Origin of the sequence: Microbacterium endophyticum (genome assembly GCF_011047135.1) — a bacterium.
In the GTDB taxonomy this organism is placed as follows: domain Bacteria; phylum Actinomycetota; class Actinomycetes; order Actinomycetales; family Microbacteriaceae; genus Microbacterium; species Microbacterium endophyticum.
Window position 1 is genome coordinate 1,154,177 of record NZ_CP049255.1, and the last position, 24,095, is coordinate 1,178,271.

A 24,095-nucleotide genomic window follows, 5' to 3' on the forward strand; every position below is an offset into this window, starting at 1 on the left:
AACCTCACAGGGAACACGGAGTGTTCCCTGTCCTGTCAGCCGGCACCAGCGGAGGAGATGACCCGGACGGAGAGCCGCCGTGGCGGCATCCCTCCTCCGTCCGGGGGATCTCCTCCGCTCGCGCTCGCGTCAGGGCCGCTGTCCCCCTCCGCCGCCGCCCATCTGTCCCGTCGTGGCCGTTCCCTCGGTGACCGTGACGGAGGTCGAACCGTTCACCGTCACCGTGTAGGAACCATCTTCGATAACGGCGGCCGAGCTGTAGACAACCGACCCGAAGGCCTTATCGGCTACGAAGCTTTCGATCACGGTGCCGGAGGAATCGGCGATCTCGACCGTGTCTCCCTCGCTGCCCGCTACGAGAGCCGAGAGCCAGGCCTGGGTGGAACCTTCCCCTGGTGATACCGCCATTCCCGAACTGCCGACTGCGCGCAGCGTGCCACCGGTCACTGAAAAGGTTCCGTTAGCATCGAGCGCGCCGTCCCCGTCGCTTGTCGGTCCCGACACGGTCACGGTGCCGCCCGAGATGGTCATCGACCCGTTCGAGTCGAGTCCATCACCACCACTGTTCACCGTCACCATACCGCCTGTGATATCCAAGCTTTCACCGGTGTCACCCATGCCTCCTCCGCCCCCACTGGAGGTGGCCAAGCCCGCGGCGTTGATCCCATCGTCGGATGCCGTTAGCTGGATGTCGCCGCCCTCGATCGAGACGTACGCGCCCTCTAGTGCTTCGGTCGACTGCTCCACGATCGTGTTTCCCGCAGCGATCGCGGCGTAGAGGTCGGCGTGGATGCCATCTCCGGCGGCCGAGATAGTAAGGGCACCGCCGGTGATGATGGCGTCAGTGAGCGCGTCGACACCGTCATCGGATGCGGTAGCAGTGATTTCACCGCCCGAAATGTAGACGTAGCCTCGCGTGTCCTCCTCGTCGTTGTCACTCTTGAGAGCGTCACCACCAGCGTTGAGGACGATCGTCCCGCCCTCAATCGTGAGCGAGTCTTTACCTCTCAAGGCGTCGTCAGCGGCCGTGACGGTGATCTGTCCGGAGAGGATCGCGAGGTCGTCCTCGCTCGTGATGCCGTCGTTGCCATTGCCATTGACCGTGAGCGATCCGGTTCCGGTGATCGTGAGGTCCGCTTCACTGAAAAGCGCGGCGTTCACGTCGGCGTCCTCCGCGTAGGAGGAGGCGTCCGACAGCGTGTTGTCGCTCCCGGCGGCGACCGAGATCGCGACGTCATCGGCGGTGAGCACTGAAATCGCAGGTCCTGCGGAGTTCTCGATGTCGACGCCATCGAGGATCAGCACGACCTGCGCGTCATCGGGTGCTGACACGGTCACTGTCCCGGCGAGCGACCCCGACAGTAGATAGACCCCCGCGGCGGTAATGGTGACCGTCGACCCAGAGATCTCGACGCCCTCGGCGGAGCTTTCGGCGCTGTCGCCGGTGAGGGCGATGTCCACGGCGTCGGCGGCGGACCACTCGTCGTCGCGGACCACCGTAGCGTTCTCGTTCGCAGCTATCACCGCCTCGGCGATCGTCCCGGAGCTCACGACGGCGGGTTCGGTCGTCGCGCTGGACTCCGTCGTAACCGCGGGTGTTGCCACGATGCTCGTGCAGCCGGCGAGCACGAGGGCACCCAGGGTGAGCGCAATGGCGGGCAGGATTAGACGGCGGTTTCGCATGAGGACTCCTCGCTTCGGTTCTGGTGTGTTCGGTTGCGGTCGGTGAAGTCGGTGCGCAGGAGCCGAGCCCACTTGTTGCGCGGCAGTTCGGGATGCAGCGCGGCCAGTCCCGTGCCGTATTTACTGATGCTCACGGGACGATGCCCGGCGCGCCACAGCGCGCGGTCAAAATCCGACGCCCGCGCTCCAGATTTCGTCTCGATGATCGCCATTCCCGGAGTGACGAGCGCCGGCCCCGCGGCATCGCGCCACTCGAGATCGACATCGACCGTAGAGCGAGCGCTCGCGTCGGGAGCAACGAATGTCGCGCGCTGGTACAGCGTGGTCAGCCGTACGTCCAGCGCCTCGGCGCGCGGAGCGCCGACACCGATCGCATCGAGCGCATCGGCGGCGTAGCCGCGGGCCTCTTCGGTGAGCAGATGCCGGTCGGACGGCTCGTACTCGATGCGGTCTTTGACCGTCGCGCTGCGGGCTCCGCGGGTCTTCAGCTCCAGGAAGGCCGTCCGCGAATCCACGTACGTGCGCGTGCGCAGCTTGAACCGTCGCCGGCGGGGCTGGGCCGCCATCCGGAAGCTCAGCAGATCGGGAGTGTCGAAGTAGACCGACTCGTAGCGGAACGCACGTAGCCCGTCTATTTCGAGAATCCGGATGCCGACGGCCAGGCTCTCGATCACCCGGGCCGCGGCCTCCCGGCTCAGCACGTACTTGCGGTCCACCCGGGTCATGAGTGCCGCTTCACCCACGAGGCCCTGCAGATCGATAGGCGCGAACCGCTCGAGGGGAAGAGAAGTCGCGACGCTCATCGGCCCGCTCCGCTCATTCGCGATTCCTGCACGGCACCCGAACGCGCCCGCGGGGGTTCCGAGCGGAAGCGCACGTCCACCAGAGTTGTGTCATCGACCAGGTCGAGGTGCTGCACGGTGAGGGAGGTGACCGTGGCACCGAGCCGACGCTCGACTTCGGCGCGGAGCTCGCTCTCGTCAGGCATCGCCCGATCGACGTGGATCGTCTGATGACGCGAGCGGCTGAGGAGCCGCGGGTGATCGGCAGCCCACATCACGGCAAGGATCAGGGCCACGAGCCCGATCGGAATCCATACGTCGGTCGCCGGAAGACCGGTGACCAGACCTATCGCGAGAGCCGCGAAGTAGTAGGCGACCTCGCGCTGCGAGATCTCAGATGAGCGGAGCCGGATGATCGACAGGACCCCGAAGAGGCCGAGACCGAGACCGACGGCCACCTCGCTCGAACCGAGCACCGTCGTGACGGCGAGCACGCCCACGTTCACGCCGAGGAAGGCGACGACAAGATCACGGCGGCGGTGGCGCTGGTAGTAGATCGCCAGACTCAGGATGCCGGCAGCGACCAGGTCGACGCCGATCAGGAGGAATGTCGCGTTCATGATGTCCTTTCGAGGGGGTGCGTATCACTCTTCAGTCGAGTCGAGGCCCCTATGTTGTTTCTATGCCCGGACTTTGAGGGGATGAAGCCTTTGCCCTCTGTCTCCCCTGTGCTCGCGCCGAAGACGAATCGCCGCTGCACCTGGTAGCTCGTGATGAACAGCACGCCTTCGGTGAAGATCTTTGCGACCAGCAGCGGGAGCCCCATTCCGACGAGCGCTTCCATCCAGACGACGTTAGAAGCCAAGAGCACCCCCGCCAGCAGGGCGTATCTCGCCGCGTGCCGGAGTGCGTGCGACCGCCCGCCCCTGCGGAAGACCACGCGGCGATTGACGAGGAAGTTCATCGACGCGCTCAGGAGCCGCGCGGCCACGATTGAGAACACGAGCGAGCCGGTGAGCGACGAGAACACGAGCAGGGCGACCGCGTCGATGAAGAACGCCAGGAACGAGGATCCGGCGAACAGCATCAGCGGAATCGTGATGCGCAGCGAGTCGACGACCGGCCGGAAGTGGCTCGACGCGTTCTGCTCCAGATAGATCGTCTCGATCGCGACTTCTCTCACGTCGAACCCGGCCCGGCGCACGCGCAGCAGCATCTCCGTCTCGTACTCGAAGCGCTCGCCCGGCACCTCCATCAGCCATGGCAGCATGACCGCCGGTATCCCGCGAAGTCCAGTCTGAGTGTCAGATGCCGGCCACCCGGCCGCGATCCGGAACAGGCCTCGGGAGACCGCGTTGCCGAACCTGCTGCGCACCGGCACCGTGCCCGTGAAGTCTCGCGAGCCGAGCACGAGCGCGACGTGCCCCTCCGCGGCATCCGTGCGCAGCTCGTCGACGATACGCGTGACGTCCGTCGTGGTGTGCTGGCCGTCCGCGTCGGCGGTGACGACGTCTTCGCCGGGCGCCGCGTGACGTACGTAGGCGAAGCCGGTCTTCAGCGCGACCCCTTTGCCGCGATTGACCTCGTGATGGAGGACGACCGCGCCCGCGTCACGCGCGGCGCAGAGGGTTTCGGCGTACTCCGGCCCGCTGCCGTCGTCGACGATCAGGACTTCGATGTCGGCATCCCGATCGAGCAGCGCGGTGACGATATCGATGAGCGCACGACCCGGCTGGTAGGCGGGGATCAGGATGATCATGGCGCCACGTACAGGATGTCGCTCGTGCCGCGTTCGCCGCCGTTGGACGGCTGATTGAGCACGGTGCCGTTGAAGTAGATCGTTGAAGAGCCGCCGCCGTCGAGGTTGTACGCCGTCGTGGCACCGAGCCCCGTCATGATCTCGGCGAGTTCGGTGAGGGTGACGCCCCGGCTGTATCCCTCGTTTCGCCCGTCAACGACGACGAACACATAATGGTTCTCGTTGATCACACCGACCGCGGTGCGTGGCTGTTCACCCTGGATCGAATGGTTGCCGACGTTCGTGTCGACCTCGACGTCTTCGATGCCGTCCACGACCGCGCCGTCTTCCACGATCGCCGGACCGAACGACAGGGTGTTCCACACCCCGGCCGCGAGCAGCTCGTTCGCTGTGTTGGTCGTCTCGTCGTACACCTCGACATGTCCGTCGAGATAGAACGCAAGTCCTTCACGAGCGCCTTCGTCGCGATAGACAACTCCGTTGCGGATCTCGATGCCGGTGTCACGGAAGCCGTAGTAGTCACCGTTGATCGCGAGGATCGCATCATTGGCCGCCGCGATCGTGCTCGTGGTCGCGATGATGTTCTCGCCGAACTGGTCGTTCGCGAACGCCGAACGGAGTTGCGTGGCATCGGCGACCACGACGTCGGCGACGTAGTAGGTGATCGCGTCGTCGCCGCTACCCGTCGTGATCATCGAGACGGTGATCGTGGTGTCGTCGTCCGCGTAGGAGTTCTCGGTGACGACGCCGTCGGTATCGGCCTCGGTCGTGGTGGCGACCGAGGAGTTCTCTTCCTCGTAGGTCGAGACGTCGGCGATCTCGACGTGCTCGATCAGGAAGCGATCGATCGCCCACGCGGATGTTCCGCCCGCGGCCAGCATAATGACCAAGCCCCCGGCGATCAGAGAGTTGCGGAGCTTGCGCCGTTTCTTCCTCGCAGCCCGGACGGTGCGTAGCTCGGACGGTGCGTCGGCGGAAATCGGCGTGGTCGGTTCCATGGTTCATGGATACGGACGAGCTCTATGACGATCCTCGCGATCATCTACGCAGGAGGTAAGAAAGCCTATGCATCTCTTATGCCGCCCGGACATTGGCACTGCACTCGTTACCTGCCCGAAACGGCACCGACGCAGCGTAGCTCTAAGTTCAGCATCAGGCTCGCACACCCCGACGCAGGCCATTGACCGCGGGAGAATCATGAGTGGTAACGCAGTTCGTCGTGAAGCGATCAGAGATGTCGAAGCCTTTGCACCGCCGGCTGTCAGCTTCGATGAGTCCGAAACACCAGGTACGATCTTCGGATCCAACGTATTCAGCACGATCGTGATGCGCCAGCGGCTTCCGAAGCCCATCTTCAAGTCGGTCATGGCGACCATCGAGCACGGTGCCGTGCTCGACCCTCTCGTCGCGGATGCCGTCGCCTCGGCCATGAAGGATTGGGCGCTGGAACGCGGCGCCACCCACTATGCGCACGTCTTCTACCCGCTCACCGGACTCACCGCCGAGAAGCACGACAGCTTCTTCGAGCCGGTGGGCGATGGTTCGGCTCTGGCGGAATTCGCCGGTAAGACCCTTATTCAGGGCGAGCCCGACGCCTCAAGCTTTCCGAACGGCGGACTCCGCAACACGTTCGAAGCCCGCGGCTACACCGGGTGGGACGTCACAAGCCCCGCCTACGTGCTCGAAAACCCCAACGGCAACACACTCTGCATCCCGACGGTGTTCGTCTCGATGACAGGTGAAGCCCTCGACCACAAGACGCCGCTGCTGCGATCGCAGCAGGCGATGGGCGAGCACGCCGAGCGCATCCTCGCGCTCTTCGGCCACAGCAAACCCGGCAAAATCGTCTCGTTCTGTGGACCCGAACAGGAGTACTTCCTCGTCGACCGTCACTTCTTCCTGGCGCGTCCCGACCTTCTCAACTCAGGCCGCACGCTGTTCGGCACGAAGCCTCCGAAGGGCCAAGAGTTCGACGATCACTACTTCGGTGCTATCCCGGAGCGCGTGCTCGGCTTCATGATGGACACCGAACGCGAGCTGTTCAAGCTCGGAATTCCGGCGAAGACGCGTCACAACGAGGTCGCGCCCGGCCAGTTCGAGATTGCGCCCACGTTCGAGCGCGGAAACATCGCTGCCGACCACCAGCAGTTGCTGATGACGACGTTCAAGACGATCGCGAAGAAGCACGGCATGGAGTGCCTGTTCCACGAGAAGCCTTTCGAGGGCGTCAACGGTTCGGGCAAGCACGTCAACTTCTCGCTCGGCAACAGCGACCTCGGGTCTCTCCTCGTCCCGGGCGACACCCCCCACGACAACGCGCAATTCCTGGTCTTCTGCGCCGCCGTCATCCGTGCCGTTCACCTCTATGGCGGACTGCTCCGTGCCTCGGTCGCATCCGCATCGAACGATCACCGCCTCGGTGCGAACGAGGCGCCGCCGGCGATCATCTCGATCTTCCTCGGTGACCAGCTCGCCGACGTGTTCGAGCAGATCGCGGCGGGAGCTGCCACATCGTCGAAGGGCAAAGGCACGATGCAGATCGGCGTCGACACCCTTCCGGTATTGCCGACCGACCCGGGCGATCGCAACCGTACGAGCCCGTTCGCTTTCACCGGCAACAGGTTCGAATTCCGAGCGCCGGGATCACTGCAGACGGTGAACGGTCCGATGGTCACGATCAACACGATCATGGCTGATTCGCTCGACTACGCGGCAACCGAGCTCGAAGCAGCGGTCGCCGACGGCACCGACTTCGACACCGCTGTGCAGAACCTGCTCACGAAGATCATCACCGAACACGGCGCCGTCGTGTTCAACGGTGACGGTTACGGCGATGCATGGCCCATCGAAGCCGAAAAGCGTGGACTCAAGAACCTGCGCACGACCCTCGATGCACTGCCCGAACTCATCTCGGACGAAGCGCTGGCCCTGTTTGAGAAGTACAAGGTCTTCAACGAGCGAGAAATGCACAGCCGGTACGAAATCGGGCTCGAGCAGTATGCGCTGACGATCGGGGTCGAGGCGCGCCTCACGCTCGAGATCGGCGCCACATCGATTCTGCCCGCGGCGATGAGGTATCAGACCGAGCTCGCTCACAACGTGGCAGCGCTGAAAGCGGCCGGAATCGAGCCTGATCTTGCGCCCCTCAATGAGGTGACCGAACCTCTCACCGCGCTGCGCGCAGCGCTCGCAGCTCTCAGCGAAGCATTGAGTGAAGAGGTCGGACACGAAACGCTTGCCGAGGCGGAGCACGCGCGCGAGTCGCTTCTGCCTGCAATGGCAGCTGTGCGAGCGGCATCCGACGATATCGAATGCGTCATCGCGGATGACCTGTGGCCCCTGCCGACATACCAAGAAATGCTCTACATCCTGTAGCGCGAATACGACGATCGCCCCGGCACACGCAAGATGCGCGCCGGGGCGATCGTTATCTTTCAGGAGTAGATCACCGTCAGCGTGTTCGACACCGAAATGATGGTGACGACAGCTGCGTTGATGAACCCGCCGATGTAGGGGTTGTTCGTCACGCGGTAGATATTTCGCGAGATGACCGCGGATGCCGCCAGAATCACGATCACCGGGAACAGCCAGATGCTGAAGATTCCGCCAAAGCCCGGGATGAGCTCGCCGCTGATGAAGAACGTCGCGTACTGCGCGACCACGAGGACGATCGGCGCGAACGAGTTCGCAACCGCCAAGAGCAACGTGTTGACCCACTCTTTGCCCCGCATCGTGAACCGGTTGAAGCCGTTGACGGCGACGGAGTTCGCGACGAAGTAGACGAGGAAGAACGGCACGTAGAGCAGTGCAATCCACAGCTTGTCAGCCTCGAACGCCTTTACCGCGAGCACCCAGAACCGGAAGTCGGTCTTGAAGAAGTAGTCCATCACGAACACGATCGCGAACGCTGTGGTCACCACCACAGCGCCGAGCCCGATGCCGTGCCAGAACTTCTTCCACCCGGGCAGCACTCCGACGTCACGCAGGTTGACTCCGTTCTTCTTGCCGAACGCGAAGTACGAGATCGCCATGACGATGGCAGCGAAGATGCCGTTGATCGCAGACCATGCGGCGATGAAGAACACTGCGCCCTGGGTGAAGATCGTGGGCGTGATGTTATATGCGATCCCCTGCATGATCGGCTGCTGGCTGAGCCACACGTAGCTGACGCCCGAGAACAACACAGTGGCCGCGAGCCCGCCCCAGAACCATGCGAGGCCCTTACGGGTGTTCGCCGCAATCGTCTTCGGCAGGTCAGACTTCAGACCAGCAAACGCTCGCGTTCCGAGGAGCGCCCGCGTGAATGCGACGAGGAAGATACCGAATCCGACAAGACCAAGCGCGGTGAACGCCTCTTTCCACTGCCAGATCTGTGAGCCAGCGGCGATCGGTGTCGGTGTGCCGAAAACTTCATCCCAGTACTCGAGCTGGTCGGCGACTGTCGCCTTAGAGATCGTGCCCCACGGGTGGGTTTGCGCGGGGTTGTAGATGATGCGAACGGCGCCGTCTTCAGAGTAGAACTGGTTCGCGTCACGCGTCTCCCCATCAGCGGGATCTGTACCGAAGTTCAAGAACGACTGTGCATTGGGACTCGTGATGTAGTCACGCGGGAGAGAAACAACTGCTCCGGTCTCGTCGTAGCCGCGGAAGAAGAACTCGTCGTACTGATCGGCAACAAGGCCAACGTCACGTGAGCCGTACACGTTGGTATAGGCGCCATCGGCATCCGTGTATGTCGGGTCGTTGTCGACGAGGAAGACGGCGTCGATGAGCTGTGTGTCGGCTTCGTTGTCGAGCGCGACCGAGAAGTTAGCGGCGCGCGCACCGTTGGAGTGACCAGAGACACCGATCTTGTTCTGGTCAACGTAGGGAAAGTCGGCTACCAGCTTGACGGCGTCGTACATGCCGGTGCCGCCGAGAGTGAGCTCGTCATTCAGCAGGTACGAAGAGTTGCCGTGGCCGTACATGTCGATCGACACGACGACGTATCCGCGGCGCGCAAGCTCGACGTAGTTGGCGTCTTGCATTTCGCGGTTGTTCCACCAGCCGTGGCTCACAACGATCGCGGGGGCTTTGTTATCAACCGTTGCCGTGTCGGGCTTGAACAGCAGTGCGCTCATCATCTGACCAGACGCGGTCTCCCAGCGCATGTCTTCGATATCGACGCCACCGGCATCCGTCTGCACGGCCGAAGCGACGACTCCCGATATGAGCATGAGCACGAGAGACAGGGCAAGCCAGAACGGGTTTCTTCTCAGTAAGGGGGTTTTCATGTGATCCCTACTCCTTTGTGTGGGTATCGGCGGTGATTACTGCGGCGGCGAAGACAGGACGCGTCGAGGAGCGTATTACGATGAGCAGGCCGCCTGGCAATCTGCCCAGAGAATGTGCACGTATGTGCAGAAAGAAAACGATGGATAAAGACGACACGATCCTCGCGGCGTCGACGATGTATTACCTCCAGGACATGAAGATGGAGGCGATCGCAGCCCACCTGCATATGTCGAGGTCGACGGTCTCTCGCATGCTCAAAGAGGCTCGTGAGACGGGCCTCGTCGAGATCACGCTGCGCCCCGCACCCACGCGTGCTCCCGAGGTTGGTCAGCGCATTTCGCAGCGATTCGGGGTCGAAACCTCTGTGGTTCCTGTGAACGACTCGGCTACGACGCAGGAGAGGCTCGAGCAGGTAGCCATCACGACGGCTCGCATGGTGTCGGGCTGGTTCGACTCCGACATGGTTTTGGGGGTTGCGTGGGGCACGACTCTTGCTGCGATCGCGAAACATCTCAGCAAGAAACCGACGCGTGGCAGCTCAATCGTGCAGCTCAACGGCGCGGCCAATAACCGCACTTTTGGCGTCGACTACATCGGGAGTTTGATCTCGCGCTTCGGCAGCGCTTTTGACGCACGCGTGCACCTTTTTCCAGTGCCAGCTTTCTTCGACTACGCCGCGACCCGCGAGGCAATGTGGCACGAACGTTCGGTGGCGCGAGTGCTCGACGTGCAACGTCGCGTCGACATCGCGCTGTTTTCGATCGGTGCCCTCACCGGCGAGGTGCCAAGCCATGTGTACTCCGCGGGCTACCTCGAACCCGAAGACATCGAAACCCTCGACGATGAGGGCGTTGTCGGCGACGTGTGCACGGTGTTTTTGCGTGCCGACGGCACCTACGAAGATCTCTCGCTCAATCAGCGGGCCACGGGGCCGACCCCCAAAGAGCTCAAGCGGATGCCGCGACGCGTCTGTGCGGTTGCCGGTGACAACAAGGTCGAGCCTCTCATCGCGGCGCTGCATGCCGGGGTCATCACGCACCTCATCCTCGATGAGCAAACTGCCAGCCGCGTCGTGGCGGCGCTGGACCGCGCCCCCACCCGCTGACTTGCCCGTTCTTGCGGGTTGCGGGGCTCACACACCCACAGAAACGGGCAAGTCGCGAAGGGTTTGCGGCGCGGACTACTCGACGCCGCGCTCGTGGATGCCTGAGCTCAAAGTTGCACCGTTGAGCTCGAGGTACAGCTGCGCCTCGGTGATCGAGAGCGTCATCGTGTTGCGGCGCTCAAGAAGTGCCGCGGCGGCATCAATGAAGCCCACGTCGAAGCTTCGCAGCGTGATTGCGCCAGCGTCATGGATGCGCTTTCCCGCCCACGGCGCTGCCACTTTCGCGGGGTCGCGATGGGTGTAGACAACGGTGCGATCGGCGAGCTTGCTGCCGTAGTGCAGACGAGCGGCATCCGGCGCCCCGACCTCGATCCATACCTTGAGCGCGCCGGTCAGGTCTCGCACGAGGACGGCCGGCTCCTCAGTTGAGGAGACGCCCTCGCTGAAGCCAATTCCTTCTTCGAGCTCGAGGCAGTAGGCCAGCACGCGAGTCATCATGTACGCGTCGGTTTCAGAGGGATGCCGCGCCACACGAAGCGTGAGTTCGTCATAGACGCCGCGGTCAACATCCGCCAGTTGCACAGTGAACGTATGGATTGTTGCGCCGATTGCCATAACGCCTGAGCTTATGCCCCGCCCGCGCCGTCAGCGTTCTCGGCGCTGTGCCGCCCTCGAGAAACGTGGTGTTACATCTTCGCGTAGCGCGCTCGCGCGAAACAGAAAATACCGTAAATGATGAGTCCCAAGCCGACGATCCAGAGAATGAACGCGCCGAAGGGTAGTGCGGCGAGCGTGTGGATCGCGGCATCCATTCCACCTGCTGCCTCGGCGTCGTGGGTGAGTGCAGCCACGACGAAGAGCACGCCGGCAACGCCGACGGCCACGCCCTTGGCGATGTATCCCACGACGCCGAAGGTGACGATTCCACGCCCTTTGGCACCCGAGGGAATCATGAGCTTCTTCGTGAACGCTTGAGTAGCCCCTCGGACGACGAACGCGATGCCCACTGCTGTGACGACAAGGCCGACCAGCACGAGCAAGAAGACACCTGCCGGCGCGGCAAGCAGCTGCGCGCTCAGAGACTGCGATGACTGAGATGAATCCGACTGGCCGCCAATGGCATACACAAATGCGGTCCCGGCGATCGCGAAGTAGGCCGCCGCGGTGCCGACATACTTGACGCGGTAGCCCCACTTCTTCTTCGTGTCGGGGTCGCGTTCGAGAAACGCTTCAACGATCTGCCACACAGCAAGCGCAAGGAGCCCGACTGCAATGACCCAGAGCAGCAACACTCCAGCGGGGCTCTTTTGGATCTGTTCCATGGCGCCGCCCTGATCAGCTTCGCCGCCACCGGCACCGACAGCAATCGACACTGCGATGCCCCCGATGACGATGTGCACGATACCGAGCACCGCGTACCCTACGCGTGCGAGCGTGCGGAGCGCTTTCGAATCCTTCGCCGCTCGCGCGGCACCCTTTGCGTTGGCCATCTTCGGAGGCTACCGATCCTCCTCCGATGCCGTGATGGGCTTGAGATTTACTTTGCGTTGCCGTAGGCGGCGAACGCGCTACACCATTCGCTCTCGCTGAGACCGAATTGCGCGGCGATCGCGCACGACCTCTACCGCGCACCACACGAGAGTGGCGACGGCGATCCCCTCGAGCATTCCGGCAACGACATCGCTCAGCCAGTGGGCATGCAGGTACGTCCTGCTCCACATCATGAGAAGAACCCACGCGATGCCCACCGCCCACACATACCAGCGCCTCAAGATGAGCGACAGGATGATCACGAACGTCGTCGCTACCGCCGTATGGCCCGAGGGAAACGACGTATCCACGCTTTCCGCCAGCGAGTCCGAAGGCCGCACGCGAGCGATGACGGCCGCCATCGGTGCCCCGATCGCCACGACGATGATGATCGCGCTTGCGAGAGTTGCCGCATCCCACGGTCGTTTCCGAATGAAAAAGAGGGCAACAACCAGGCTGCCGATCACGATCATTCCGAGGGTTCCACCGATGATCCCGGGGACCCAGGCAACGACGACACCGACGTCGGTCAGGGTGCCCACCATGGCGTCGTGCCACCAAAGGTCCACCGCGAGCGGTTTTGTGTCGCCGAGCGCAATCACCAGACGGAGGATGACGAACGCAACAGTCGCGCTGACTCCGACCGCGAGCGCGATTGGCCTACGGAAATCAGGGGCGGCTGGCTCCTGCGCGTCGGGCTCGCCCGCCGTCGCGCCTTTCGGAAGTTCAGGCATGAACAGATCGTGCCAGAACACGGGCCGAACGCTATGCCGACGCGTCGAGTTACTGCCCGAACATCTCGGCCAGATGACGGTGCACGAATGTCACAGCCATCGCTCCCTCGCCGACCGCGGATGCCACCCGCTTGACCGAATTGGCACGCACATCACCCGCGGCGAAAGATCCTGGCACGCTCGTCTCGAGGTAAAACGGCGCTCGCGCAAGCGGCCAGCAGGCGTCGAGTTGTTGCGGAGTGAGGTCGGGCCCTGTGACGAGGAACCCGAACTCGTCTTGAACAATCGCTGTCTCCCTCGACCAGGCGGTGTTCGGCCGGCCACCGATACAGATGAAAACCCGCTCAGCAGTGAGCGTCTCATGTTGGCCTGCAGCGTCTTCCACGACGATGGCTTCGAGCGTTTCGTCACCGTCAAGGGCGACAATTCGGGTGCCCAGGCGCACATCAATGTTGGGTTGCAAGATGACGCGATCACGCAGGTAGGTCGACATCGTCTCGGAAAGAGACGGCCGCGCACGAGCATGGTCACCCGCGCAGCATGTGCGGATAAATTCATCGCCGCCTGGCCCGCGGAGTTAGCGCCGCCCACGATATAGACGTGTTCCCCGCTGCATTGAGATGCCTCACTCGTGCCCGCGCCGTAATAGATGCCGTCACCGAGAAAATCGTCTTCGCGTTCGAGCCCGAGGCGGCGCCATTCCACTCCGGTCGCGCAGATGTTTGCGCGAGCGACCATCGCGCTGCCATCGGCGAGCTGTGCGTGAATGTGATGGTCGCGAAACGTACCCTTCACGCCTTCGCGCATCAGCAGAATCTCGGCGCCGAACGACACCGCTTGCTGGCGCGCCCGCTCTGCTAGCTCAGCTCCGCGAATTCCGGATGGGAAGCCGAGATAGTTCTCGATAAGGCTGCTCGGTCCGGCCTGTCCACCGATAGCGTCGCGCTCGATGAGTGCAACGCTGAGACCCTCGGATGCGGCGTACACCGCGGCCGAGAGCTCTGCCGGACCTGCGCCATAGATCGAGAGGTCGTACTCCTTGCGCCGCGGTGCACTTATCCAGCCCAGGTGCTCAGCGACTTCGCGCACAGAAGGATCATCGAGCCGGGTGCCATCGGGAAAGACAACGATCGGCATGCGGGTTTGCCGCAGTGACGTTCCGAAGAGAGCCGAGCTTTCAGCATCCGTCAGGATTGTCGTCCAATCGAAGTCGACCACACTGCGTGTCAGGAAGTCGCGAAGGGCAAACGCATCGCGACCACGTGCAGCCCCGTACACATGTATGAGCGTCGACAATGCCGTCATGACGAAAGAAGTTCTTGCCAGTCCTCGGGCAGTCTCTCGGCGGGCCCGGGCACCGACTGCGAACGCGGTTGATGTTGCGGCGGGGCCAGCCGAGGCCCGTTCAAATACTCGTTCGCGACATAGTCCCAGAACCAGTCCTCGTCGGGCTCGTAGCTGCGGATGTAGCGATGTCCACTGCTGCGCGCATGTTTTCGCGCGTGAGTGTTCAGCGAGTCGTCACAGCAGCCAATGTGTCCGCACTCTGTGCAGCGTCGAAGATGCACCCACCATGACCCTGATTCGTTGCACTCTACGCACCCGTCGCCTGATGGCGGAACGGTTGGATTGATTCCGGCAATCGTCATCGTGTCTCCCCTGGGTTCAGCCACCTTCGGCCATTGTGGCTCGCGCCGGCAGCTACCAGTAGGTCAAACGAACGATGAACTCTCGAACTCGACATTCGTCGAAAGGTGGGCTGACAAAAGTGTGAAGTTCGCAGCATCCGGTCTCGATATCGTCATTATTTCTGCGGCGAGATGAGGGATGCATGAGCACGCAGGGCCACACCTCGGGGTTTGCCCCGTTTACGCTTCCGGTCTTTCGACTCATCTGGACTGCGGCGCTGGTGAGCAATATTGGTAGCTGGATGCAGAGCGTCGGCGCTCAGTGGCTACTCGTCGAGGGCGGAAGTTCCGCGTTCGTGATCGCGCTTGTGCAAACTGCTGCGGCGGCACCGGTGTTACTGTTCGCCGTGCCTGCGGGCGTGATCGGCGAATTCCTCAATCGCCGCCACGTGCTGATCTACGCGCAGTTCGTCCAGCTCATTGTTGTGGGTGTTCTCACTTATCTGACGTGGACGCAGCAGACAACCCCGACCACTCTCCTGGCGACAACATTCTTGCTGGGTGTCTGCTCAGCAGTCCAGCTTCCAGCTTTTCAGTCGCTGATTCCCGACATCGTTCCTCGAGAGATGATCACGGATGCCGCGTCGCTCTCGTCGATCAGCGTGAACATCGCGCGTGCGATCGGGCCCGCGGCGGCGGGTCTTATCGTGGCTCAGCTCGGTGTTGCCGCTGTCTTCGCGATCAACGCCGTTTCGTTCGTGTTTTTTCTCGGCGTACTCATTCTGTGGCGCTCCTATGCACCTCCTCGCCCGCGCCCCGAACCATTTCTTGACGCCACGAGAGCGGGGCTGCGCTACGTGCTGCACTCCAAGATCGTGCGATCAACCCTCGTGCGTTTGGCGCTCTTTCTGGTGCCCGCGAACGCGCTCTGGGCACTTCTCCCGACCATCGCTGAGACCTCTTTGGGGCTTGGCGCCGGCGGATACGGTCTCTTACTCGGCTCGCTTGGTGTCGGTTCAATAATCGGCGGCGTTCTGCTCCCGCGTGTACGAAGCGTGCTCGGGGCCAATGGGGTCGTGCTGGCTTCTTCTCTCGTTTACGGTCTCGCGCTCATCGTGCTCGTCGTCTCGCCGTCGCTGTGGCTGACGGTTCCGGTCTTGATCGCCGCTGGTCTCGCATGGCTCAATGTGATCGCCGTCATCAACGGGAGCGTGCAGGCTTTTCTCCCTGTTTGGGTGCGCACCCGGGGTCTGTCGATCTATCAACTCGCGCTCTACGGCGGCTCGGCCGTCGGCGCTACGCTCGCCGGCGTGCTCGCATCGGCCGTGGGGGCCGACATCGCTGTAGTCGCCGCGGGCGCGGCCGTGCTCGTCGCAGGTTTGTCGCAGTTCATTTGGCCAGTTGCGAGCACAGCGGGGATTGGGCGAGAGATCGTGCCGATCCCCGGGGTGCTTGATGTCTCGCGCGGTTCCGATGACGATCAACAAGTGCTCGTTCTGGTGCGATATCGGGTACCGGAGTCCGACCGATCTGCGTTCATCCACGTCATGCGGCAGGTAGAGCAGACGCGGTACCGCACCGGAGCGCGCCGCTGGGAGCTTTACACCGATGCCGACGACTCGGGAATGCTCGTCGAGGCATACGCCGTGGGTTCGTGGCGCGAGCACTTAAGCCAGCATGAGTCGCGAACGACGAAGTTCGACAGCGATCTGCTCGCGCGAGCTCGTGCGCATAGTAGCGAGGCTCCCCTCGTTGACCACTACATCGCTCTTATCGTGCCGCGTCGCCGCAGCAAGATTCCACCGATTGAGGCCTGAGTCTCCTGCGGAGAGTTTGTGGCGCGGGCGGGCTGACTGGGGTGATTGTTCGCCGGTCAACCGCGCATCTTCTTCTCCCCAAAAGTTTTTTGAGAAAGTTATCCACATCGGGGCTTTTCGGGCTGATTTGGGGTGGTCAATGTCGGAGGTATGTTCGATACTTGTGTCATGTCAGAGAACGAAACCGAGCAGCAAGAAGCAGAGGCGTACGTGCTGTCTGAGTCTGTGTCGGCGTTGATTTCGTTCGATGAACAGATCGCTCAGATGCAGGCGGCACGGGCCGAGGTTCTCGCGAACATGGGGCGGATCGCGCTCGCGCAAATTCGACGGATGACATCGCGAGACTCACGGGATCGGGAAATTCCGATGCGGGCCGTCGCAGCAGAAGTTGCGGCGGCACTGCGGTTGTCGGATCGCACCGCGCAGGCACGGATCGACGACGCGATCGAAGTGACTGGGGCGTACCCAGAGACGTTCGCGTCGTGGAGTGCGGGGCGTATCTCGGAACGGCATGTACAAGCCGTGTTGCGGGCGGGTGAAAACCTGACGGATGCCGCAGCCAAAGCCCAGTACGACCACGAGGTTGTCGGGGTCGCTGAGGCCGAGACGCCGGGGCGGTTGCGGGGGTTCGCCGCCGTATTGGCTGAGAAAGCGCAGCCGCGGACGCTGGAAGAGCGTTTTGAAGACGCGGACGCGACGCGTACGGTGCGCCTGTTCGATCTGGCTGATGGGATGAGTGCTCTGAACGCGGTGTTGCCGTCGGTGCAAGCGCATGGGATTTTCAACCGGCTTACGCAGCAGGCGCGGGCGTTGAAAGACTTCCAGGCGGGACGGTCGGACTACGGCACGAAACTTCACACCGAGGACGAGCCGGTGGATGATCGGCGGACGACGGATCAGATCCGCGCCGACCTGTTCTCCGACATGCTGCTCACGTCGGTGCCGAGCCTCGACCCGTTGGCGGGTGACGATTGCGGCGGGTTGGGTGCGATCAAGGCGATCGTGCAGGTCACGGTGCCTGCCACGACCCTCGCGGGCACGGCATCGACCCCGGCGGACCTGTCGGGCCTCAGTCTGGTTGATCCGGAGAGTGCCCGGCGGCTCGCCGGAACCGCACCGGGGTGGGATCGCGTGTTCACCCACCCGGTCACCGGGACCGTGGTCTCGGTTGACCGGTACCGGCCGAACGATCAGTTGAAGCGGCAACTTCGGGCTAGGGATCAGCACTGCCGGTTCGTCGGGTGCCGCATGCCCACCCACCGGTGCGATATTGATCACACAGTCGACGCCGCGCTCGGCGGGCCGACACATCAACACAACCTCGCGCACCTGTGTCGAAGACACCACAGTGTGAAACACGCGAGCCGGTGGACGGTGAAACAAGTCGGCGACGGAGTCCTCGAGTGGACGTCACCGACCGGGCGAAGCTACACCGATAAACCACCCGGCGTCGCATTCGAACCCGACCTGACCGGCTAGCCGTCAGCGAGCGAATCGAGCAGTTCGGCCGACGGCGCAAAAAACACGGAGCCCGTCAGTGCTGTCGAAAAGTCGAGAAGTCGATCGTGGGCTCCGGGAGGGTCTCCGATGAACATGCGTTCCAGCATCTTCTCGATCACCCAAAGATGACGGGCATACCCGATGAAGTAGGTCCCGAATTCGCCCGAACCCGGCGTACCGAACGGCATGTTGTCGCGAAGAATGTCGTGTTCTCCGTCATCGTCCACGATCGTGGCAAGCGTCTTATGCGATTTCTGCCCGTCGGTTGCATCGTCGAGTTCAACATTGTCGGCCTTAGTCCGGCCCATGATTGCCTCTTGTTGCTCTGTCGTGAGCGCATGCCACGCCGAGAGAGGATGTACATACTTTTGCACGACGACGTACGTACCACCCGCGACGCGTTCGTCTTCTTCTCCCACGAGCGTCGCGTCAGGAAGCGCCTGACCAACCGGATTTGCGGTGCCATCGACAAAGCCCAGAAGGTCCCTGATGTCGAAATACCGAAACCCGATAGTTTCATCGGCCACACTGACAGCGCTTCCGAAAGAATCCAGGAGTTGGCGCTCGAGCTCGAAACAGAGATCCCGCCGGTCCGACCGAATGTGCAGCAAGATGTCGCCTGGGGTTGCCGAGGCCGTGTGCTTCGCACCGACAACCGGTCGGAAATCGTGCAGCTCGGCTGGTCGCGGATGAGACGTCACGGCATCCCACACTCGACTCCCGATACCAACCGTGCACGAGAGCGAAGCCCCCAGATCGCGAAAAGCGACATTCTTTTGAATATCCGACACACTCCCCAGCGTCGACTTGGCGGCGGCGTACGCGTCCGCGGTGTCTGAGACCGTGAGGACCAGAAACACCGCCGAACCGGTAAGCGGCGCGTCGACGCTCTGCGGTTCGATCGGAACTCGCTGTGCGGGTATCGACATGGCCATCGGCTTCGCCTTTCTCGCAGTGTTGAGAAGCACTTCAAGATTCCGTCACCAGCGAGATTTCGTTCCTAGACGATTGTCGAGAGCAGCCGAGAGCACCTCAGACAGATGACGGATGCCGCAAACCTCCTCCCCGGTTAGCGTTTCGAAAGGCAGCATCCTCCGCCGACTCCCACGTATCGATTGCGCTATGTCCACGAACACGTCACCGCCACCGCGTCCGCGTCTGCGTCTGCGTCTGCGCGACGTGGGCCTTGTGACGGTCGGCGGTGCAGCAGGCACGTTGGTTCGGTATGCAGTGAGCGAAGCGATTCCAGATGCAGCGGGCTTTCCGACCGCGATCGCGATCATCAACGTGGCCGGCGCATTTCTGCTCGGCTGGCTACTCAGCGCCATCGCGTTGAAAGGACCCGAGACCCCCGGTCGCGCCAAGATCCGCCTTCTCGTGGGCACCGGCGCACTCGGAGGATTTACGACGTACGGAACGTTCATCAATGACGAAGACATGCTGCTCGGCATGGCGGGCATGGCGAGCACGTGGATTCTCTTCGGCGCACCAACCATCGTGCTCGGTGTCATCGCGGCGTGGCTTGGCGGTTGCGTCGGGCGGTTGCGGCTCGGCATGAAACCGGAAGGTGGGGCGAAGTGAGTAGCTGGGTAGTCGCGCTGATCGCGGCAGCTGGCGGAGTAGGAGCGGGGGCACGCTTCGCGCTCGATAGTTTCGTTACCTCTCGTACCTCGAAATACCTGCCGTACGGCACCGTCCTCATCAATATCAGCGGTTCGGCCGTTTTGGGTTTTGTTGTGGGGCTTTCAATCAGTCAGGTACTTCCCGAAGCCTGGGCCGCCGTCGTCGCGACCGGGTTCTTGGGCGGCTACACGACCTTCAGCACGGCGAGCACTCAAACCGTCGACCTGGTTCGTGGGCGAAAGTTCGGCGCCGCGCTGATCTACAGCGGCGGAATGTTCGGCGGCGCCCTTGCCGCCGCGGCGGGCGGCGTTCTGCTCGCAGACGCCATCAGCTACTGACCTGAGCCCGGTCGTGTTGCTCGCAGTGCCCACGCAATGGCGACGACGTCGACTCCTTCTTGTAGCCACGCCCCCACAAGCGCCGGAACGAAGCCGAACGCGGCGAGCACCATGAGCCCGAGGCTGAGCCCGATACCGACCCAGATGCTTTGCAGCCCAACGTTGACGGTTCTGCGGCCGATGGCCAGAGCATCCGCCACTCGCGAAACATCGTCGCGCAAAATGACGATATCTGCCGCTTCGCTCGCGGCTGTCGCACCTCGAGCCCCCATCGCGATGCCGATATCGGCTGCGGCAAGAACGGGCGCATCGTTGATGCCGTCGCCCACCATCGCCGCCGGGCGAGCCGAGGCACCCGCGACGAGCGCCACTTTGTCTGCCGGCAGACAATTGGCGTGCACGTCGGTCAGGCCAAGAGACGATGCGATGTGGTCGGCTGTCACTTGCCCATCCCCCGTGAGCATCATGAGGTTTCGGATGCCGAGCGCACGAATTCTTTCGAGTGTCTCCGCCGCGTTTTCTCGGAGTTGATCGCGAAAAACGAGGACACCACCAAATGCTCCCGCGATCGCGACGTAGATGGCGATCTCGCCACCATCGATCTGAGCCGGGCGCACATCGGAACCGAGGTGAGCCGCGATGAAGTCGCGCTTACCGACTGCGACGGTTTGACCGACCACCTCTGCCGTGACGCCACTCGCTGTCGTTTCGAAAGCATCTTCGGCGTGATCTAGCACGATGCCGCGTGCCTCGGCACCACTAACTGTCGCCGCCGCGAGCACGTGTGCAGAGGTGGCCTCGACGGATGCCGCGGCCCGAAGCAGCGCGTCAGCAGCAGTCGAGCCCTCAGATCGAACCTCAAGGAGCGTCGGGGTTCCTCGCGTCAGCGTTCCGGTCTTATCGAAAGCGAAAGTGCGGGCACGGTGCAGACTTTCACGAGTCGCACTGCTCCGAATGATGATCCCTTCGCGCGCAGCTCGACTCATCCCCGCCATGAACGCGACCGGCGCCGCGATGATCAGTGGACACGGTGTTGCCACGACCAGAACCTCGGCAAATCGGGCTGGATCCTGCGAGACCCACCATGCTGCCCCAGCGATCGCGTAGGCAGCAAGCGCGAACGGTAGAGCAAACCGGTCGGCAAGACGCACTACCGGCGCTTTGGTCGCTGCAGCTCGCTCCACGAGCGCGACAATCAACTGATACTGGCTGTCTTTGGCTTCGCGAACACTGTCGAGGATGACGGATGCCGCCCCATTGACGGTGCCGCTGAGGATCTCGTCTCCCGCTACTTTCTCTACGGGAAGGCTCTCCCCGGTGAGCGACGACTGGTCGAATGCGCCGGCGGCGCTTACGAGTAATCCGTCCACCGGAACGAGCTCGTTCGCGCGCACGAGGATACGCTCGCCCGACATCACAGCGGTCACCGGCACCTCCTCGATCTCACCGCTCGCTGTCACCCGGTGCGCAGTCTGCGGGTTTCGTGACAGGAGCGCCGTGAGGTCACGCTGTGCACGGTGAGCGGCGTACTCTTCCAGTGCCTGACCGGTCGTCAACATGAGCACGACAACGAGGGCTGCCCATTCCTCGCCCACCAGCACTGCCGCCACGATTGCCGTCACCGCGATGATGTCGACGCCGAAAATACCGCGGAGGAGCGCACGGACCATCGCCCACGCTGATCTCAGGGCCATCGCGACGACGTAGGTGACGATGAGCCAGAACCCCGCTTCGGCCCACGGCGTGAAAGCCAGAACTCCTGCCACGATGGCGACACCAATCGTTGCGGTTACCCAGGGAAAACGCCGCGCGGCCGCCAGCGTACGTCCGAGTACGGCACCCATTTTGGGCCCTTCTATCGGCGACTCTGCGTCAAGCCGACTTCTTAACCATCACAGCGCAGCGGCGGAATCCATAGAGCCGTTGGTCCTATCTGCGCGAGTCATTCACGACTGTCGCGCGCGTGCGCAGCAGCGCCGTATGCGGCGACTTGCGTGCGCCGTTCCATTCCGAGCTTGGCGAGAAGCCCAGACACATAGTTTTTGACAGTCTTTTCGGCGATGCCGAGGCGTTCCCCGATTTGCCGATTTGTGAGGCCCTCGGTGATCAGTTCGAGCGCCTGACGTTCACGCAACGTCAATTCGACCGAAGGCGCAGACTCTGGCGTGTGAGAACTCAAAAAGTCGTGCACTCGATCAGTGACTTCGCGAGAGATCAAGTTCTCGCCCCGCGCCACCCGATGAATGCCCTCGATGAGACCACGGCCCCGGATGTTTTTGAGCACGTAGCCCGATGCTCCGGCAACGACCGCCGCGACACTGGCCGTGTCATCGTCGTATGCGGTGAGCATGAGGCATCGGATGTCGGGGTGCGCTGAGCGAATGCTGCGGCACAGATCGATGCCGCTCCCGTCAGGGAGGCGCACATCAAGCACGACGATGTCCGGCATCGTCGCTGCGACTCGACCGAGCGTGCCTCGCACAGCGTCCGACTCGCCAACGACCTCGAATGTCGGTTCGGCGTCGATCAGCTGCGCGATTCCTCGGCGCACGATCTCGTGGTCATCGACGAGAAAAACGCGGGTCATCGTTGCTCCTTAGCTGTCGATGCGAGCGGAACCTGCCACTTCGCACGTGTGCCGCCGTCGATCCGCGGTTCGAGCACGAACACGCCGCCGTAAGCGCTGGCGCGCGTCGCCAGGTTTGCCGTGCCGCTCGCTCTTGGTGGTATCGCGGCGACTCCGATGCCGTCGTCGTCCACCGTGACTTTCAATTCTGTTTCAGTGACGGCGACGACCACAACCGCTGTCTCGGCATGGGCGTGGCGTGCAACGTTCGCGAGAGCTTCACGCACGACGGCGACCACATCGTTGGCGAGAGCGCCGCTCGCGATCAAATCAACCGGACCCGAGAAGCTGATGCGTGGCGGGCGGCGAAGACTCGGTGTAAATTCCGTCACGACGTCGAGCAGCCGATGACGTACCGACTCCGCTGCAGAATTTTGCAAGGCGAAAATCGCGGTGCGGATGTCGGCAATCGCTGTGTCGATCTCTGTCACGTGCCCATCGAGCGCCGCCGCATGCGCGGGAACCGAACCGGCAAGCGCCTGAAGCCCGAGGCCGGTACCAAAGAGTCGCTGAATCACATGATCGTGGAGATCTCGCGCGATTCGCGATCGATCCGCAATCACATCGAGGCGATGACGGTCAGCACGCGCCCAGGCGAGCGCGACAGCGAGGCCTGCTTGAGCTGCGAACTCAGCGATCGTGGCGAGGTCGACTGCCGAAAAGGCATCCGCTTGCGAACCACGTGTTATGCACAGCGCTCCCACCGCGGCACCCGAAACCACCAGGGGCACCGCGACCGTCGAACCGTCCGTGAACTGTTCACCAAACCACGGGGCATCGGCACTGTTTTGGGTCGAGACAACGTGCCCACCGGCGATGGCACGCGCGACGAGCGAGTCGTTGCCGGGAAGAATGGTGCCCTCGATGGCGGCGGCACCCACACCGCGTGCCGTTTCGATTCGATACTCGGACGTCGTCGCACCGGGCACGACAATCGTCACAAGATCCGCGCCGACGAGCGCCGCAACTCGCTCAGCGACGACCCCGAAAGCATCGCCCGCGTCAGGCGCAAGCAGGGTTGCAGTTACCTCGCTCAATGCCGTGCTGACGCGGTGTGCACGCACGGATTCCTCATAAAGGCGAGCATTGTCGATCGCTATGGCCGCGGTGGCCGCGAGTCCCGTGACGAGTTCCTCGTCTTCGGCGGTGAAAGAGTCGCCCGCGGGTTTGGTCAGGTAGAGATTTCCGTAGGTCTCGTGTCTCGTGCGAATCGGCACACCGAGAAAAGCCCCCATGGGCGGGTGGTGAGCCGGAAACCCGATTGAGCGCGAATCAGCACCGAGGTCATCGAGGCGAATCGCCGCGTCGCTGTCGATGACTGCACCCAGGATGCCGTGGCCCTCTGGCAAGTGACCGATCTTCGCCGCTACCTCGTCGGAGATACCGACGTAGATAAATCGCTCTAAATGGCCGTCCGGTGCGATCACACCGAGAGCGCCATATTCGGCATCCACGAGGCTGACGACCGCATCGACGATGTGGCGAAGAACCTGGTCAAGTTCGAGCCCCTCGACCACGGTGTGGTTGGCTGCGAGCAGGCGGAGCGAATCAGCATCCATCTCGCCCTCTCCCCCACCGTCAGTGCCCGAGTCTACGGTTGCTTTCATGTTTTAGGACTTTCGGCACTGATCGGATGCCTGATCTCGGCGAAAGATGAGCAGTAACAAGATCGGGGGCGACGGCAGTGTGCACACGT

At 62.8% G+C, this 24,095-nt stretch carries 20 protein-coding genes and 1 pseudogene; 6 read left to right on the forward strand and 15 right to left on the reverse strand.

The genetic code is table 11. The features are described from left to right. Positions 1 to 129 precede the first annotated feature (129 nt). The 5 genes from G6N83_RS05375 to G6N83_RS05395 are packed head-to-tail and all read right to left on the reverse strand — an operon-like array spanning position 130 to position 5,105. On the reverse strand, positions 130 to 1,683 hold the full coding sequence (locus G6N83_RS05375; protein WP_165140066.1) for a carbohydrate-binding domain-containing protein: 1,554 nt from the start codon (positions 1,681 to 1,683) through the stop codon (positions 130 to 132). Next, positions 1,665 to 2,486 carry a polyphosphate polymerase domain-containing protein gene (locus tag G6N83_RS05380; RefSeq protein WP_165140068.1) on the reverse strand — a complete coding sequence of 274 codons (822 nt, stop codon included), beginning with the start codon at positions 2,484 to 2,486 and terminating at the stop codon, positions 1,665 to 1,667. The genes G6N83_RS05375 and G6N83_RS05380 overlap by 19 nt, the downstream gene beginning before the upstream one ends. Then, entirely contained in the window at positions 2,483 to 3,085 is a 603-nt protein-coding gene (locus G6N83_RS05385; RefSeq protein WP_165140070.1) for a DUF4956 domain-containing protein, read from the reverse strand. The genes G6N83_RS05380 and G6N83_RS05385 overlap by 4 nt, the downstream gene beginning before the upstream one ends. Next, positions 3,082 to 4,224 carry a glycosyltransferase gene (locus tag G6N83_RS05390; protein ID WP_165140072.1) on the reverse strand — a complete coding sequence of 381 codons (1,143 nt, stop codon included), beginning with the start codon at positions 4,222 to 4,224 and terminating at the stop codon, positions 3,082 to 3,084. The genes G6N83_RS05385 and G6N83_RS05390 overlap by 4 nt, the downstream gene beginning before the upstream one ends. Continuing rightward, positions 4,221 to 5,105: a phosphodiester glycosidase family protein gene (locus G6N83_RS05395; RefSeq protein WP_241246320.1), complete on the reverse strand. Its 885-nt coding sequence runs from the start codon at positions 5,103 to 5,105 to the stop codon at positions 4,221 to 4,223. Before G6N83_RS05395 ends, G6N83_RS05390 begins: the two co-directional genes overlap by 4 nt. 316 nt (positions 5,106 to 5,421) lie before the next feature. Between G6N83_RS05395 and G6N83_RS05400 the strand changes: the two genes are divergently transcribed. Further along, a complete protein-coding gene (locus G6N83_RS05400; RefSeq protein WP_165140076.1) occupies positions 5,422 to 7,599 on the forward strand; it encodes a glutamine synthetase III family protein in 2,178 nt (725 codons plus the stop codon). Positions 7,600 to 7,658: 59 nt separating this feature from the next. Here the strand turns inward: G6N83_RS05400 and G6N83_RS05405 are convergent, their stop codons facing one another. Continuing rightward, positions 7,659 to 9,497 (reverse strand): alpha/beta hydrolase family protein, encoded by a 1,839-nt coding sequence (locus G6N83_RS05405; protein WP_183408412.1) that lies wholly within the window; start codon positions 9,495 to 9,497, stop codon positions 7,659 to 7,661. 140 nt (positions 9,498 to 9,637) lie between these two features. Here G6N83_RS05405 and G6N83_RS05410 point away from each other — a divergent pair, with 140 nt between their 5' ends. Continuing rightward, positions 9,638 to 10,603 carry a sugar-binding transcriptional regulator gene (locus tag G6N83_RS05410; RefSeq protein WP_165140078.1) on the forward strand — a complete coding sequence of 322 codons (966 nt, stop codon included), beginning with the start codon at positions 9,638 to 9,640 and terminating at the stop codon, positions 10,601 to 10,603. Positions 10,604 to 10,678: 75 nt separating this feature from the next. On the opposite strand, the gene G6N83_RS05415 is transcribed toward G6N83_RS05410, so the two are convergent. From G6N83_RS05415 to G6N83_RS05435, 5 genes and pseudogenes are all read right to left on the reverse strand, one after another. After that, positions 10,679 to 11,218 (reverse strand): YaeQ family protein, encoded by a 540-nt coding sequence (locus G6N83_RS05415; RefSeq protein WP_165140080.1) that lies wholly within the window; start codon positions 11,216 to 11,218, stop codon positions 10,679 to 10,681. Between the two features lie 71 nt (positions 11,219 to 11,289). Continuing rightward, entirely contained in the window at positions 11,290 to 12,093 is an 804-nt protein-coding gene (locus G6N83_RS05420) for a DUF1206 domain-containing protein (RefSeq protein ID WP_165140082.1), read from the reverse strand. 78 nt (positions 12,094 to 12,171) lie between these two features. Next, a complete protein-coding gene (locus G6N83_RS05425; protein WP_165140084.1) occupies positions 12,172 to 12,867 on the reverse strand; it encodes a phosphatase PAP2 family protein in 696 nt (231 codons plus the stop codon). 49 nt (positions 12,868 to 12,916) lie between these two features. After that, positions 12,917 to 14,172, reverse strand: a pseudogene (locus G6N83_RS05430) (NAD(P)/FAD-dependent oxidoreductase). Further along, complete coding sequence (locus G6N83_RS05435; RefSeq protein ID WP_165143165.1) at positions 14,169 to 14,516, reverse strand: UBP-type zinc finger domain-containing protein; 348 nt, start codon at positions 14,514 to 14,516, stop codon at positions 14,169 to 14,171. The pseudogene G6N83_RS05430 and the gene G6N83_RS05435 overlap by 4 nt, the downstream one beginning before the upstream one ends. 182 nt (positions 14,517 to 14,698) lie before the next feature. Between G6N83_RS05435 and G6N83_RS05440 the strand changes: the two genes are divergently transcribed. Together G6N83_RS05440 and G6N83_RS05445 are read left to right on the forward strand one after the other, a co-directional pair. Then, positions 14,699 to 16,312: an MFS transporter gene (locus G6N83_RS05440; protein WP_165140086.1), complete on the forward strand. Its 1,614-nt coding sequence runs from the start codon at positions 14,699 to 14,701 to the stop codon at positions 16,310 to 16,312. 168 nt (positions 16,313 to 16,480) lie between these two features. Further along, positions 16,481 to 17,791 (forward strand): HNH endonuclease signature motif containing protein, encoded by a 1,311-nt coding sequence (locus G6N83_RS05445; RefSeq protein WP_165140088.1) that lies wholly within the window; start codon positions 16,481 to 16,483, stop codon positions 17,789 to 17,791. Here the strand turns inward: G6N83_RS05445 and G6N83_RS05450 are convergent. After that, positions 17,788 to 18,741: a Dyp-type peroxidase gene (locus G6N83_RS05450; RefSeq protein WP_183408411.1), complete on the reverse strand. Its 954-nt coding sequence runs from the start codon at positions 18,739 to 18,741 to the stop codon at positions 17,788 to 17,790. The two genes, G6N83_RS05445 and G6N83_RS05450, sit on opposite strands and share 4 nt — an antisense overlap. 193 nt (positions 18,742 to 18,934) lie before the next feature. On the opposite strand from G6N83_RS05450, the gene G6N83_RS05455 reads away from it, so the two are divergent. Continuing rightward, entirely contained in the window at positions 18,935 to 19,393 is a 459-nt protein-coding gene (locus G6N83_RS05455) for a fluoride efflux transporter FluC (RefSeq protein WP_165140092.1), read from the forward strand. Continuing rightward, positions 19,390 to 19,773: a fluoride efflux transporter FluC gene (locus G6N83_RS05460; RefSeq protein WP_165140094.1), complete on the forward strand. Its 384-nt coding sequence runs from the start codon at positions 19,390 to 19,392 to the stop codon at positions 19,771 to 19,773. The genes G6N83_RS05455 and G6N83_RS05460 overlap by 4 nt, the downstream gene beginning before the upstream one ends. Here G6N83_RS05460 and G6N83_RS05465 read toward each other — a convergent pair. From G6N83_RS05465 to G6N83_RS05475, 3 genes are all read right to left on the reverse strand, one after another. Continuing rightward, positions 19,767 to 21,617, reverse strand: a complete 1,851-nt coding sequence (locus G6N83_RS05465) for a heavy metal translocating P-type ATPase (RefSeq protein WP_165140096.1) — start codon at positions 21,615 to 21,617, stop codon at positions 19,767 to 19,769. The genes G6N83_RS05460 and G6N83_RS05465 overlap by 7 nt on opposite strands. Before the next feature lie 98 nt (positions 21,618 to 21,715). Beyond that, positions 21,716 to 22,360, reverse strand: a complete 645-nt coding sequence (locus G6N83_RS05470) for a response regulator (RefSeq protein WP_165140098.1) — start codon at positions 22,358 to 22,360, stop codon at positions 21,716 to 21,718. Beyond that, positions 22,357 to 24,006 (reverse strand): GAF domain-containing sensor histidine kinase, encoded by a 1,650-nt coding sequence (locus tag G6N83_RS05475; RefSeq protein ID WP_165140100.1) that lies wholly within the window; start codon positions 24,004 to 24,006, stop codon positions 22,357 to 22,359. The genes G6N83_RS05470 and G6N83_RS05475 overlap by 4 nt, the downstream gene beginning before the upstream one ends. Positions 24,007 to 24,095: the final 89 nt, after the last annotated feature.

Coding starts and splice junctions, on each gene's coding strand:
- G6N83_RS05375 (WP_165140066.1), bottom strand. CDS start 1,683: ATGCGAAACCGCCGTCTAATCCTGCCCGCCATTGCGCTCACCCTGGGT.
- G6N83_RS05420 (WP_165140082.1), bottom strand. CDS start 12,093: ATGGCCAACGCAAAGGGTGCCGCGCGAGCGGCGAAGGATTCGAAAGCG.
- G6N83_RS05400 (WP_165140076.1), top strand. CDS start 5,422: ATGAGTGGTAACGCAGTTCGTCGTGAAGCGATCAGAGATGTCGAAGCC.
- G6N83_RS05425 (WP_165140084.1), bottom strand. CDS start 12,867: ATGCCTGAACTTCCGAAAGGCGCGACGGCGGGCGAGCCCGACGCGCAG.
- G6N83_RS05475 (WP_165140100.1), bottom strand. CDS start 24,006: ATGAAAGCAACCGTAGACTCGGGCACTGACGGTGGGGGAGAGGGCGAG.
- G6N83_RS05405 (WP_183408412.1), bottom strand. CDS start 9,497: ATGAAAACCCCCTTACTGAGAAGAAACCCGTTCTGGCTTGCCCTGTCT.
- G6N83_RS05470 (WP_165140098.1), bottom strand. CDS start 22,360: ATGACCCGCGTTTTTCTCGTCGATGACCACGAGATCGTGCGCCGAGGA.
- G6N83_RS05380 (WP_165140068.1), bottom strand. CDS start 2,486: ATGAGCGTCGCGACTTCTCTTCCCCTCGAGCGGTTCGCGCCTATCGAT.
- G6N83_RS05390 (WP_165140072.1), bottom strand. CDS start 4,224: ATGATCATCCTGATCCCCGCCTACCAGCCGGGTCGTGCGCTCATCGAT.
- G6N83_RS05410 (WP_165140078.1), top strand. CDS start 9,638: ATGGATAAAGACGACACGATCCTCGCGGCGTCGACGATGTATTACCTC.
- G6N83_RS05450 (WP_183408411.1), bottom strand. CDS start 18,741: ATGTCGATACCCGCACAGCGAGTTCCGATCGAACCGCAGAGCGTCGAC.
- G6N83_RS05440 (WP_165140086.1), top strand. CDS start 14,699: ATGAGCACGCAGGGCCACACCTCGGGGTTTGCCCCGTTTACGCTTCCG.
- G6N83_RS05385 (WP_165140070.1), bottom strand. CDS start 3,085: ATGAACGCGACATTCCTCCTGATCGGCGTCGACCTGGTCGCTGCCGGC.
- G6N83_RS05395 (WP_241246320.1), bottom strand. CDS start 5,105: ATGCTGGCCGCGGGCGGAACATCCGCGTGGGCGATCGATCGCTTCCTG.
- G6N83_RS05465 (WP_165140096.1), bottom strand. CDS start 21,617: ATGGGTGCCGTACTCGGACGTACGCTGGCGGCCGCGCGGCGTTTTCCC.
- G6N83_RS05435 (WP_165143165.1), bottom strand. CDS start 14,516: ATGACGATTGCCGGAATCAATCCAACCGTTCCGCCATCAGGCGACGGG.
- G6N83_RS05415 (WP_165140080.1), bottom strand. CDS start 11,218: ATGGCAATCGGCGCAACAATCCATACGTTCACTGTGCAACTGGCGGAT.
- G6N83_RS05445 (WP_165140088.1), top strand. CDS start 16,481: ATGTCAGAGAACGAAACCGAGCAGCAAGAAGCAGAGGCGTACGTGCTG.
- G6N83_RS05455 (WP_165140092.1), top strand. CDS start 18,935: ATGTCCACGAACACGTCACCGCCACCGCGTCCGCGTCTGCGTCTGCGT.